This is a genomic window from Vibrio sp. PNB23_22_6, assembly GCF_052877535.1.
This window is the reverse complement of sequence record NZ_JBNFXP010000042.1, coordinates 1-12,588: the sequence shown is the minus strand read 5'-3', so window position 1 is coordinate 12,588 and position 12,588 is coordinate 1. Positions and strand designations below refer to the sequence as shown.

Below are 12,588 nucleotides of genomic sequence, written 5' to 3'. Positions count from 1 at the left end.
CAGATACCGATACAAAGCACAGCCCAGTCAAATCTGATGGAACTTGCGCCAATTCTGCCGCGACGAGTGAAACGGGCACTAAGAATACGATGGCAGCAAAAATGTAGTAAAAAATTGAACTCAGTCCGTATTCCGCTTCTGCAGGCAGCTCCCTTAAGCTCACCACTGCCACGATATTGAGCATCGCTAATGCAAAGATGCTTATGCCTTTATTGGTTGTCTTACCTGAGTTTGCCATTTCAGATACCGGTCATTGGTTTTCCCCTATCAATTTTAGGTGGGGAATCGGCATTTTGATAAAAATCTTCAGTAATTATTTCAATGTTAACCACTTTCGGCCGCTGTCATCTTTCATTCGCTTCTGACACGATTCATCGGGAAGGTCGTCACGACACCTTTGCTTTTTTCACGGTGTATCGAACGTCATTGATGGCAAAATACCATCATGTACCCAAGAGACTTCAAGATGCGGAATTCAGAGCGTAGTCACTGATTCAAATTCAAGGAAAACAACGCAGTGTAATAGCTAGCTCTTTCCAAGTTGTTTGTCGCAGCTATTTTTTTGAAAAAGAAAGTGCCTCAGTGGCACGTTCCCGCAGGGCGAGGTTACTTGGGTATAGGTCCTTCTCACGAAAATCAAGTTCGATTGTGCACATTTACAATTTTGAATTTTATTACTTTAATTATCGGTAAGATTTGCTTACCCTTTGCCTATTAATAAGATTATTAATTATCGCTATGTCTAAAAGCAATTTAATAACTAACACCGGACACCGATTTATTTCTAAAGGCAAAACGGCCTTTAAGATTCACATTCATACCCCTGACGATACAGTATTGCATCGCTCTGTAGGCTTTGTTCGTCTTGGTGAGGAAAAAGCGTTAAAGAAAGCCATTAAGTTGCGAAATGAATTAGGACTTGAAATGTGGGGCAAGTTTTGGCGTCGCCTTTTGAAAGACCCTTATCTGATGACAAGGCTACCGCACAGTGTCGAACCCAAGATAGTGCACAAACCCAATCCTACCCTTGAAGACCCAAACAACCGCGATACTTGCTACATCGCAAAGTGGCGTGAATTTAATGATGAAGGTGAGTATAAGTATAAAACCGTGGTTCGCTCGATAAACAAATATGGCAAGCTGGCGGCTTACATGCAGACTAAAAAAGCCCTATTAGATGCGCATAAAGATAATTTAGAGATCCTAACCTTCATGGGGCGACTTAATAGTATCGACCTCAAATAACAGTCAGTATGCTCCTGACGTAAGACCCAATACAAAAATGCCCCAAAGAGCAGATTCTTTGGGGCATTGTACAGTTAGGCTTCTAAGCGTCAGGCAGACGCTTATTGTTGAACTTGGTAATCAAACTCAGGAACAACGATTTCAACGCGGCGGTTTTGCTCACGACCTTCACGAATGTCATTTGAAGCGATTGGGTTATTTTCACCTTCACCACGAGCGTGGATGCGTGAAGCATCAATACCTTTTTCTACTAGCGCATGTGCAACTGACTCTGCACGTTTCTCGATACTTGTTGGTTGTACGCTGCTGTACCTGATGTGTCTGTGTAACCAATTACGTCAACGTTTACGTGAAAAGTTAACATGGAAAAAGTAAGGAAAACTAATTTCTCATCAATGATGACAACAATTGGGGAACTTTAATGGATATGGATATGGATATGGATATAAATCATAGACATAGCATGAATTAAATTGCGATTATGACATTCATGGTTGCTATATTTTAATAAATGAAACTTATCTTTAATGGCGCTAAATAATGCCATGCCTGTGAAAAATTCAACCAACCTGTAGCTAGAAATACGCTTTCCTTGTTCATTAGATACAAAAAAACCGCGAAAAATATCGCGGCTTTTATAACAACTTATTCAAAATAACTATGCGTTAGCTTCACGCTCAGCAATAAATTCAAGCGCCATCTTAATACGGGCAATACAACGCTCTTTGCCAATCAGCGCCATTACTGCGTCAACGGAAGGAGACTGACCGCCACCCGTTACCGCAACGCGTAGCGGCATACCAATTTTACCCATACCAATTTCAAGCTCCGCACATACGTCTGCGATCATTTGATGTAAGTTTTCAGTTGTCCATTCAGTCATGGCCTCAACTTTAGCAAGGGCTGTTTCTAGAGGCTCTTTTGCGACACCACGTAAGTGTTTCTTCGCTGCACCCGCTTCAAACTCAGAGAAGTCTTCGTAGAAGTAACGGATTTGCTCGGCAAGTTCTACTAGTGTGTTACAACGCTCACCCACAAGCTTGATCACTTCAGTGATAGCAGGGCCGTTAGTTACATCCAGTTTTTGCTGATCTAGGTGCCATTGTAGATGCTCTGCAACGTACGCTGGATCTGAGTTCTTAATGTAGTGGTTATTCAACCATAGTAGCTTGTCAGTATTGAATGCCGACGCTGACTTAGAGACTGCATTTAGGCTGAACAGGTTGATCATCTCTTCTTGAGAGAAGATTTCTTGATCACCGTGAGACCAACCTAGGCGCACTAAGTAGTTGTTTAGTGCAGTTGGTAGGTAACCCATATCGCGGTATTGCATTACTGATACCGCGCCGTGACGCTTAGACAGTTTTGCACCGTCATCACCAAGAATCATTGCACAGTGAGCGAATGTTGGTACTTTCGCTCCTAGCGCTTTGTAGATATTGATCTGACGAGGCGTATTATTAATGTGGTCTTCACCGCGCACAACGTGAGTGATGCCCATATCCCAATCGTCAACCACTACACAGAAGTTGTACGTTGGAGAACCATCGGTACGACGGATGATCAGATCATCCATTTGCGTGTTGCTGATTTCGATACGACCACGGATTTGGTCATCAAATACCACACTGCCATCTTTCGGGTTACGGAAACGGATTACGCATGGATCGCCATCTTTTGCCGCATCGTTTGCCGCTTTAATCTTTGGATGGTCTGCGTCGTAACGTGGCATCTCTTTGTTTAGCTCTTGTTCTGCACGAACTTCGTCTAGCAGCTCTTTTGATGCGTAACATTTGTAAGCTTTGTCTTCAGCAAGTAGCTGATCAACCATCTCGTTGTAACGATCAAAACGTTGAGTCTGGAAGTAAGGACCTTCGTTCCACTCAAGACCAAGCCATTCCATACCCTCCATGATCGCGTCAACTGCTTCTTGAGAGTTACGCTCAAGGTCAGTGTCTTCAATACGTAGAACAAATTCACCGCCATTGTGTTTAGCAAGTAGCCAAGAGTAAAGTGCTGTACGTGCACCGCCAACGTGAAGGTAGCCAGTTGGGCTAGGAGCAAAACGAGTTTTAACCGTCATTTGAGTTCCTTAGGAGTAATGAGCAACAAGAACGCTCTCGTTGTAATATCAAGGATAAAAGTGGCGACATTTTACCACCGTAAGTCAATTCTACAATCATTCAGTGGAGATTGGCGTTATAAATCAAACAGGGCTGCAGGCATAACGGCTCTGCTCTGCTACTTATAATAGTAAAGTGTCATGTGATCGTGGTGAATACGTATAAATCCAATGACACTGCCCAATAGAAGTAATGCTTGACCTTCCCCTAACAGGAAGGTTTATGCTCAGCCTATTACGATTATCAAGGACATATTATGTATCAGTTCGTTATACCTATGACTGGGCTCAACTGCATGAGCTGTGCGAGGAAGGTTGAGAAAGCTTTACACACAAATCACAGTGTTGAGATCATTAATTTGTCCCCGACAATGGTTGAATTGAAAACCGAATCTCCCCTTTCTTCTATTGTTGCATCCATCGAGGCACTGGGTTATCACGCAGGCCATCAATATCAGTTCAACCTTAGCGGGTTAAGCTGTGGCGGATGCGTGAAGAAACTCTCTTCTTTATTAGAGTCGAATCAAGACGTCATTGTTTTTCACGTATCTACGACACAACTCGATATCACAACCCTACTCTCTGAGCAGCACGTGATCGAGCTTGTGGCAACACTTGGCTACACCGCCAGCCTTGAGCCAATTGAAGCCGAAGAGGAAAGCTCGCCGGCAACTGAGCAAGTAGAAAAGCAGAGCAACATTGAACACGCTCAATCGCCACCAGCGAGTATTCAGTTGCAAATCCTGATTCAAGGCATGACCTGTGCGAGTTGCGTTTCTTCAGTAGAGAAAGCGCTCACTAGCGTAGAAGGCATTGAAAAAGCACAAGTAAACTTTGCTGAGCAAAGTGCATTGGTGTTCGCCACTCAAGATTCTGAAGCACTCCAACAAGCGATTGTTGAATTGGTAAAACAAGCAGGTTACCAAGCAGAAATCCTTCAAGACGCAGCAACCCAACAAGAAAAGCAAGCGACTCAACAACGAGCCCAACAAAAACGCTTCAAGCTTGATGCTATTGCTGGGTTAGTTGTTGGTGCACCGTTAATGCTATGGGGTGTATTTGGCGGCAACATGATGATTCGTAATGCGAATGATCAGCTCGCTTGGGGGGCGATAGGAGTATTGTGTCTATTACTATTGGCAACCGCAGGTAAGCACTTCTTTACCAATGCTTGGTTAGCAGCGACTCACAAACGCGCGACGATGGATACCTTAGTCGCGTTGGGTACTGGTGCTGCATGGTTCTATTCGATGCTCGTGGTAATATTCCCTGCGTGGTTCCCACTTGCTTCGCGCCATGTGTACTTTGAAGCGAGCGCAATGATCATCGGTCTGATTTCGCTTGGTCACTATATCGAGGCCAAAGCCAAGGCCAACACCACGCGCTCATTGCAAGCACTGATTAACCTTCAGCCTCAGCAAGCAACCGTCATTTCTGAACAAGGCGATCAACAGCTCGCGGTTGAGCAAATCACGCTAGGCATGAAACTGCGTATAAAGCCGGGTGAAAAAGTGCCGGTTGATGGGGTTGTCATTCAAGGTGAATCCTACATCGATGAATCCATGCTCACTGGTGAGCCTGTACCAGTATTAAAAACGCAAAATGCGCACATTTCTGCGGGAACATTAAATACTGATGGCGCACTGATCATCGAAGCTACGGGCATTGGCGCAAACACCATGCTAGCGCGCATCATTCGTATGGTACGTACCGCGCAAAGCAGTAAGCCTGCCATTGCTAAACTGGCTGATCAGATTTCAGCGGTATTTGTTCCCGTGGTGATAGGCATTGCAGTGTTAGCAGCATTGGTCTGGTTTGCCGTAGGTCCGGAGCCAAAAGCTAGCTATATGCTCGTGGTCACTACCACAGTGCTGATTATCGCCTGCCCTTGTGCCCTTGGCTTGGCAACACCTCTGTCGGTGACAGTTGGTGTAGGTAAAGCCGCAGAGCTGGGTATCCTGATTAAAGACGCCGACGCACTGCAACTCGCCAGCAAAGTGAATACGGTTGTATTCGATAAAACCGGCACACTGACACAGGGCAAACCGAGTGTGCAGCAAGTGTTTACTCAAACCACCAGCCAAGAAGAACTATTGGCATTGGCGTACGCAGCAGAGCGTCAATCAGAGCACCCATTAGCGAAAGCGGTGTGTGATTATGCAAAACAGCACAATACCGAAGATCTTGAGTTAGAAGCCTTTGAGAACATCCGTGGTCGCGGTATTGTTGCGACCTATCAAGCACAACCATTACTGATAGGCTCACTGCAATTTATGCAAGCCGAGCAGATTGATACCAGCCTAATGGAACAAGCGATTCAAGATTGCGCCAATAATGCTTGGACGCCGGTAGCCGTAGCATTAAACAATGAACTGATTGGCTTAATTGCCATCGCTGATCCGATTAAATCTGATGCTAAACAAGCCGTGTCTGCATTAAAATCGCAGGGCATAAAAACCGTCATGCTAACGGGCGACAACCAACACGTTGCCAACGCTATCGGCAAAGAGCTCGGCATTGATGAAATCATTGCCCAAGTCATGCCTGACGAAAAAGCTCAGCATATTAAATTACTTCAATCGCAAGGCTGTACTGTTGCTATGATTGGCGATGGTATCAACGACGCACCAGCTTTGGCCCTTGCCAATCTTGGGGTGGCTATGGGCAGTGGCAGTGATGTCGCCATCGAAAGCTCACAAATGACCATTTTGAATACGTCGCCATTGGCCGTAGTACATGCGATTGAGCTATCACGCGCGACACTGAAAAACATGAAACAAAATTTGTTCGGTGCCTTTATTTATAACTCGTTGGGTATTCCTATCGCCGCAGGCGTGCTTTACCCAGCGTTTGGATTTTTGCTCAGTCCTGTTGTTGCTGGCGCAGCAATGGCGCTGTCTTCAATCACAGTCGTGAGTAACGCAAATCGACTACGGCTGTTTACCATTAAGTAAGCGAACCTTCTTTTCGAGGATATTATGAAGTTGAAATTATTGACCTTTACCATGCTTGCTGCCACATCGGCTAACGTATTGGCCGCTGATGTCATCAACCACAAATCGCCATATTGTGGCTGTTGTGGTGAGTGGACTAAACACATGGAAGAGAACGGTTTTACTGTTGAAGAGAAGCTGCATGATGACATGAACGCCATCAAACGCGACTTAGGCATTAAAAACGAACAGTTATACTCCTGCCATACGGCAGAAATTGATGGCTACGTTTTTGAAGGACACATCCCAGCCGAGGACATAAAAGCTTTCTTAGAAAACCCACCTAAAAATGCGAAAGGCCTCGCGGTTCCAGGTATGCCAATGGGCTCTCCCGGCATGGAATATGGTGACAAGAAAGACAGTTATGCCGTTTACGCGTACAACGAAAAGGGTCAAGTGTACGAATATCGCTACCACAAAGGGAACGACCAGTGATCCATGGTACGATCACGATTATTGTGAAAGTTTCTTACTGCAAGGCTTCGTTGTGTGACTGACTTTCCTGATTTATTGTGCGTAGCACCATAAATGGATATGTACCCCGTGCAATAAAAAGGAAAATTTAAGAAAGCACTTATTTATGACACGCTTGTTAGCCTTGCTAACCAGGAACCAGAACAACACGCAAAGATACGGCAAGATTTGTACGATCAACTGAACCTGCCTTTTGGCAAACAGTAACGTTATTTGCTTGTGCTCTTGGACCTGCGGGGGCTGGAAAGCTAGACAGTCATGAAGTGATCAATAACGCCGTTGACCGAGCTCTTCAATTGCTTGAGACACCGATGCGTTAAACCTCATCAGTTAGAATATGGCTCGCGACTCCCCTCAGCGGGCCATTTTTCCCAGTGCTTATTTTCCCCCATCTCTTCAATACTTAGTAGTAACCTCTGCTATCTTAAAGCGTCACTTGCTGCATGAATTCAGTCTCTTAGATACAAAAAAAGCGACCTCAAAAATATCAAGGTCGCTCGCAAAGCTAACAGCATCTGAATATTGCTAAGCTTTGAATGTGTTCATTAATCATGAACAGCTAGGACTTATTAGAAACCATAAGACGCACCGAACACAAACGCATTGTTTGCATTATCAGCTTGGTTACGGTATTCGAAATATGGTTGAACGCCATTGCGTATCCATGTAGCACGAAGCTCATGATCCATCGTGTTGTCAGCATTGTCTGTACGTACGTAAACGTTGTTGTAGCTTAGCGCTAACTCTTCATTTACTACGTAACCGATACGGTTATCAAAGCGCAATTGATCGTTGCCATCTTTTACGTCGTGGTAACGAGTACGGTTACTGATAGCAATACCGTTATCAAAGTAGTAACCGATTTTAACAAGCGGACGGTATTGTACAGTCTCGCCATTGTTTAGTAGGTGATGGTAACCAGCAGCAACCCATAGATTGTCATTAAAAGAGTAGCTCTGCTCGATACCTAGAGTGATGTATGGTGAGTAACCAAGACGAGTATCTTGAAGAGCATTATCGTCGTACTTACCAAGAGAGATACCATCAAACTCAGTTAGCAACGTTGTGCCAGTATCAAACGTATGACCCGCTTCAAGTGTTGAAGTCACGTTAGGTTGAAAGTCTGAGTGAAACTGAACGTTACCTGTTACGTAAGAAGAACCCGCGAAAGCGCTTGATGCGAAAACAAGAGAAAGTGCACTTAGTGCAAAAACGTTTTTCATAATTACTGCCTATATTTATTCACGTTATGCGATGAGATGTGCGGCTATCACTTGCCCTTCATCGCCAACATTATTGGGATGAGCCTCCCTGGCTAAGGCAATACTGCGCAATTTAATTCGCATTGGAAAATAAATCATTTAAAACAGTGACCCAATTCAAACTGGCATTGTAAAAATTAAAAAAAACCATTAAATACAATATTTTGCCATGAAAAATAAAAATTCGTAAAAAGATAAAGTGTGAAGTCAGGTTAGCTACACTCTTAATTCAAGCAAAAAAACAAGCATCGAGATCACATTCTTCTTTTCGTTCTAAATGACGATTTTATATATCAGTAAATAATAATCAGACATTGTTCACACTTATTTCCCATAGAAAAATAAACAAAGCCCTCAACATGAGTTGAGGGCTTTGGCTATAAATAGTGATTTAAGTGAAACTTAGTGAATTTATTTCACGCTAGTCACACGGCTTGCTTTCTCACCCGTTGCCGACACAGAGCGGATAAACACTTCACCTTTCACATTTGGACGCGCACTGTCTGCGTAAGTTAGCCAGTTTTTGCCATCTAGAGAGTATTGAAGCTTCACGCCAGGGAACTGAACGTTCATTGCTAGCTTGCCATCTTCTACTTTCGCACCTGGTACAGGTAAGCGGTAGTCGATACCTGATTTTTCTAGCTTAGCCAGTTCACGTTGACCAAGTACGTTCGCAAAGCGGTTGTAGTCTTGGTTTAGCGCTGCTTTGTCTACTAGGTTTGTCTCTAGAGAATACTCTACACCCACTTTGTAGTCGTTTTCCCAATCAGCACGGTGCCACGCACGCTCTGCCGCTGCTAGTACGCGAGGGAATACCATGTACTCGTATTGCTCATCGTTACGTACTGTCTCAGACCAAAGCTGTGCTGATAGGCCATAGAATGGTTTCGCTTCGATTTCACCTTTACCAGTGAAGCCATTGCCATCACGGTCTACAGAGGTTTCTGCGTTCTGAGGCATGTTCTCTGGTGCAAAACCAAACATCTTACGCGTATCTGTTGCACGCGTTGCCCAGTAGTAACCACGCTCTTTCGAGTCAACCTCATATGGGAAGTCCATGTACACGTAGTCTGGGTTAGAAGCGATCACGTCGTAACCTTTCTTAGACCACTCGTACACTGATGATGTGCCCCCCCAGTAAAGAACGTCCCAGAAGTTCACGCGAGTAGTTTCAGTCGCGAAACCAGCTTCACCTTCTTCAACGTACTTCAGACCATCTTGCCACGCTTGGAAGTGTGGAATGCCCTTCTCTGCAACAATCTTTGATACTTCTTTAGCGAAGTAACCTGGTAGGTGACCAAAATCACTCACGGTACCATTAGCAATCAACGACTGACACTGTGGAGACTGTTGGAATGGCTTATCTTGCTTAGACAAATCGATGTTGCCTTTCCAGCTTACTTTGTCTTCCGCGTTGACGTCTTGGAAACCAGCGCCTAGCTTGATGTTCTTCGCTTCGTCACCACCAAAGTGCCATGTTGTTAGCGGCGTGCCCGCTTCTTGGTGCATTGCTGCTACTTCTGAAATCACTTTATCAACAAAGCGAGTTGAAGATTCCATACATGGGTTGATGAAGCTTTGCTTGTTGTAGAACTGAACCGTCGTTACGTTCGATGTATCTTGAGGATCCATCAGGCGGTACTCGTTCGCTTCTGCTTCTTTACCTTCTTCCATTAGACGGTCGTAACGTGCTTCCATAGATACCACTGCTGCACGAGCGTGCGCTGGCATATCGATTTCTGGAATCACTTCGATGTTACGCGCTTTCGCGTACTTCAAGATGTCCACGTAGTCTGCTTTGCTGAAGAAGCCAGAACCAAAGTTGTCTGTCGTTGGACCAGAGCCAAGCTGAGGCAGTAAACAGCTTTTCTCTTCCAAATCGAAACAACGGTTAGCACCCACTTCAGTCAGCTCAGGCAGACCCGGGATTTCCAAACGCCAGCCTTCATCATCCGTCAGGTGAAGGTGCAGTTTGTTCATCTTGTACGCCGCCATTTGCTCAAGCGTTGCAAGGATTGCGTCTTTAGAGTGGAAGTTACGAGCCACATCGACCATCACACCACGGTAATCAAAGCGCGGTGCATCTTGAATAGACAGTTGTGGTAGAGAATCAGCATTTTGGCTATCTATCAGGCCAAAGATAGATTGTACTGCGTAGAAAGCACCTGCTTGGTCGAATGCTTCAATCACAATGCCGTCGCCATTGATGCTCAAATCATAAGCACCCGATTTTGCTAATTCACCGGTGAAGTTTGCAGGAACTAGCGTGATGCTAACAGGAACATCACCACGAACATCCACACCTACCACTTCTGCGCGATCTTGAATTGCTGCGTATTGAGCCGCATCAAATGCGTCTTTCGGCAGCGCAATACCACCTGCGATGTCTACTGTGCCTTGGCCCGCTTTCACGTGCATTGGCGTTGGTAGTAACGTAGTTGATACATCTTGTTTTGCTAGATCTTCATTCTTTTCGAAACGAGAGACAGCATTTGCCATGATGTTGTTGTCATCAGGCGTACGTTTTAGGTTGTTGCCTTCAAGGCCAGTAACGAAAGAAGCAACGTCTTCTGTATTTAGAGACGCAATCATCTTAGGCTCTGCGTTTGGCGCAGTTACAAATGCACCTGGCATGAAATCAGTTTCAAACAATGTCCAGTATTCGCCAATCAGCGGCAGAACGACTTCTTCACCTGCCGCGAAACCGTCAAACTTATCTGTTGGTTCTAATTTGTGTAGGTCACCCGTTACACGAGAGATTTTGAACTGCTCGTTGTCTACATCCAAAATCAGACGAATGCTGTGGAAGTAGATAGCCCAATCTTTAGAGTCAACCGCTTCACCTTGGTTAATTAACGTCATGTTAACCTTATTACAAGACGCCCACTCAGCGCCCATGTCTTGACATGCAAGACCTTCATTTGCGCCGTGGTTTGTAAGTACTTCATATTGAATATTAAGGTTGTCAGCCAGTGAGTTTACAACTTGTTGCTCAGAGTTCTGCAGTGAAGAGCAGCCTGCCAATGTAGCGATTACAGAAGCAGCAATCAGACTATGTTTCAACATCTTACTTTCCCCAAAAAGTCAGTGGTTCAAAACGACATTTATCAAAAATGGTGAGCACCTAAATGCGAGGCGCTTAACAGTTGTATTCAACATACAAGCAGTTATTTTAATACGTAAAATAAATAAAAGTAAGAAGTGATCCAGCTCAAATTTGGTCTTGAGATTAAAAATATAAATACATGAAATTCAATTGCTTATTTAACTTGTCAAAAACGAGTAACTTTTTTTGACGAGATTGTTGCGATCTCAATCACAAAAACTGGTGCGTTTTGCATGATTTTATAGGATTTTGATCACGAGAGAGCATTTGACTTACCATTAACAACAAACTCAATTAAAACACTTTCGTGAATTAGCTCTCATTTCGTCACCGTCAAAACACGTCAATATTTTTAAAAATGACGTTTTTGTCGAACCATGATATAGATAAGATGCATATCGAATTCGAGGAACAAAATATGTTTCGACTCTTGTCTGTCATGTCATCTCTCATTGTCTTTTTTACTTCTTACTCTACCCAAGCAGAACCGCTGCACTGGTTGGCAAAGAAAGGCAATACCGAATACATGATTATTGGTTCGATTCATGTGGGGGATACAAGTATGTACCCGCTGCCTAAAGCCGTTACTCAATTCCTAAAAAACAGTGATGGATTAATCATCGAAACCGATGTTCGAAATACTGAAGGCGTGACCTACCCAAAAACCGCGTTTCTCGCCAAAGATGTCTTGGATAAAACGCAGCATCAACATCTTGCTGAGATTGCCAAAGATCTTGGTGTGCAACAAACGCAATTACTCAATGCACCTCCTTGGGCAGCAGCCTTAACGATTCAGTTGTCTCTCGTTAACAAATTGGGGTACGTGGCAGGTCATGGCGTCGATATGCATTTAATTAATATGGCAGAAGAAAAACACGTCCCCATCCTCTCTTTAGAATCGGTGCAATTTCAAATCGATTTAATTACAGGCCAACCCGAGGGGGGCAAAGAGCTACTGCTTTCTTCAATCGAAGAATATGATGGTGGAGAAGCTCTTGTCGAATGCTTAATCGAGAGCTGGAAAAGTGGCGCCGGAAGTCAGCTAGAAAAAGCATCGCTAAGTGAAAAATCCAGTGAACAGTTCAATGAAGCCTTTCTATACTCTCGTAACCGAGATTGGGCACAAAAATTAGACTCTGGCAACGTATTACCAAAGAAAGGAGGCCGTTACACCGTTGTGGTCGGCAGCTTACACTTAGTTGGTAAGGGCAGTCTTATCGAATTACTAGAAAAGCGCGGTTTTGCGATCAAACCATTAGCAAACACCAGAAATGCGAAATGTGATATTTAAAGGCAGGCTTTCTAAAAGTGGTCGGTGAAGAGCCATATTCTAACTTCAGGCGAACCCCATTTGGTTCGATACTATCAAAGTCAAAATTTGCTCGC

Annotated in this window: 7 protein-coding genes and 3 pseudogenes; 5 read left to right on the top strand and 5 right to left on the bottom strand. The window is 44.2% G+C overall.

The window, feature by feature from the left end:
* Positions 1-238 (bottom strand): annotated as a pseudogene (locus ACVA54_RS19125) (putative glutamine/gamma-aminobutyrate antiporter GadC); the annotation flags it as partial.
* A gap of 500 nt (positions 239-738) precedes the next feature.
* Here ACVA54_RS19125 and ACVA54_RS19120 point away from each other — a divergent pair.
* Positions 739-1,245 carry a Fe3+-citrate ABC transporter substrate-binding protein gene (locus ACVA54_RS19120; RefSeq protein WP_099079264.1) on the top strand — a complete coding sequence of 169 codons (507 nt, stop codon included), beginning with the start codon at positions 739-741 and terminating at the stop codon, positions 1,243-1,245.
* A gap of 101 nt (positions 1,246-1,346) precedes the next feature.
* Here the strand turns inward: ACVA54_RS19120 and ACVA54_RS19115 are convergent.
* Together ACVA54_RS19115 and gltX are read right to left on the bottom strand one after the other, a co-directional pair.
* Positions 1,347-1,591 (bottom strand): annotated as a pseudogene (locus tag ACVA54_RS19115) (OmpA family protein); the annotation flags it as partial.
* Between the two features lie 312 nt (positions 1,592-1,903).
* Positions 1,904-3,328 (bottom strand): glutamate--tRNA ligase, encoded by a 1,425-nt coding sequence (gltX, locus tag ACVA54_RS19110; RefSeq protein WP_099079263.1) that lies wholly within the window; start codon positions 3,326-3,328, stop codon positions 1,904-1,906.
* 296 nt (positions 3,329-3,624) lie between these two features.
* On the opposite strand from gltX, the gene ACVA54_RS19105 reads away from it, so the two are divergent.
* The 3 genes and pseudogenes from ACVA54_RS19105 to ACVA54_RS19095 all read left to right on the top strand — a co-directional run bounded on the left by ACVA54_RS19105 (position 3,625) and on the right by ACVA54_RS19095 (position 7,154).
* A complete protein-coding gene (locus ACVA54_RS19105; protein WP_446640827.1) occupies positions 3,625-6,321 on the top strand; it encodes a heavy metal translocating P-type ATPase in 2,697 nt (898 codons plus the stop codon).
* Between the two features lie 24 nt (positions 6,322-6,345).
* The gene (locus ACVA54_RS19100) at positions 6,346-6,795 is read left to right on the top strand and encodes a DUF411 domain-containing protein (RefSeq protein WP_099079261.1); all 450 of its coding nucleotides are present in this window, start codon (positions 6,346-6,348) and stop codon (positions 6,793-6,795) included.
* A gap of 141 nt (positions 6,796-6,936) precedes the next feature.
* Positions 6,937-7,154, top strand: a pseudogene (locus ACVA54_RS19095) (PAS factor family protein).
* 249 nt (positions 7,155-7,403) lie between these two features.
* Here ACVA54_RS19095 and ACVA54_RS19090 read toward each other — a convergent pair.
* A complete protein-coding gene (locus ACVA54_RS19090) occupies positions 7,404-8,057 on the bottom strand; it encodes an oligogalacturonate-specific porin KdgM family protein (protein ID WP_446617468.1) in 654 nt (217 codons plus the stop codon).
* Between the two features lie 450 nt (positions 8,058-8,507).
* Positions 8,508-11,162 (bottom strand): beta-N-acetylhexosaminidase, encoded by a 2,655-nt coding sequence (locus ACVA54_RS19085; protein ID WP_446617467.1) that lies wholly within the window; start codon positions 11,160-11,162, stop codon positions 8,508-8,510.
* Between the two features lie 458 nt (positions 11,163-11,620).
* Between ACVA54_RS19085 and ACVA54_RS19080 the strand changes: the two genes are divergently transcribed.
* Entirely contained in the window at positions 11,621-12,493 is an 873-nt protein-coding gene (locus ACVA54_RS19080) for a TraB/GumN family protein (RefSeq protein ID WP_446617466.1), read from the top strand.
* The last annotated feature ends 95 nt before the right edge of the window (positions 12,494-12,588 follow it).

Coding starts and splice junctions, on each gene's coding strand:
- ACVA54_RS19120 (WP_099079264.1), top strand. CDS start 739: ATGTCTAAAAGCAATTTAATAACTAACACCGGACACCGATTTATTTCT.
- gltX (WP_099079263.1), bottom strand. CDS start 3,328: ATGACGGTTAAAACTCGTTTTGCTCCTAGCCCAACTGGCTACCTTCAC.
- ACVA54_RS19105 (WP_446640827.1), top strand. CDS start 3,625: ATGTATCAGTTCGTTATACCTATGACTGGGCTCAACTGCATGAGCTGT.
- ACVA54_RS19100 (WP_099079261.1), top strand. CDS start 6,346: ATGAAGTTGAAATTATTGACCTTTACCATGCTTGCTGCCACATCGGCT.
- ACVA54_RS19090 (WP_446617468.1), bottom strand. CDS start 8,057: ATGAAAAACGTTTTTGCACTAAGTGCACTTTCTCTTGTTTTCGCATCA.
- ACVA54_RS19085 (WP_446617467.1), bottom strand. CDS start 11,162: ATGTTGAAACATAGTCTGATTGCTGCTTCTGTAATCGCTACATTGGCA.
- ACVA54_RS19080 (WP_446617466.1), top strand. CDS start 11,621: ATGTTTCGACTCTTGTCTGTCATGTCATCTCTCATTGTCTTTTTTACT.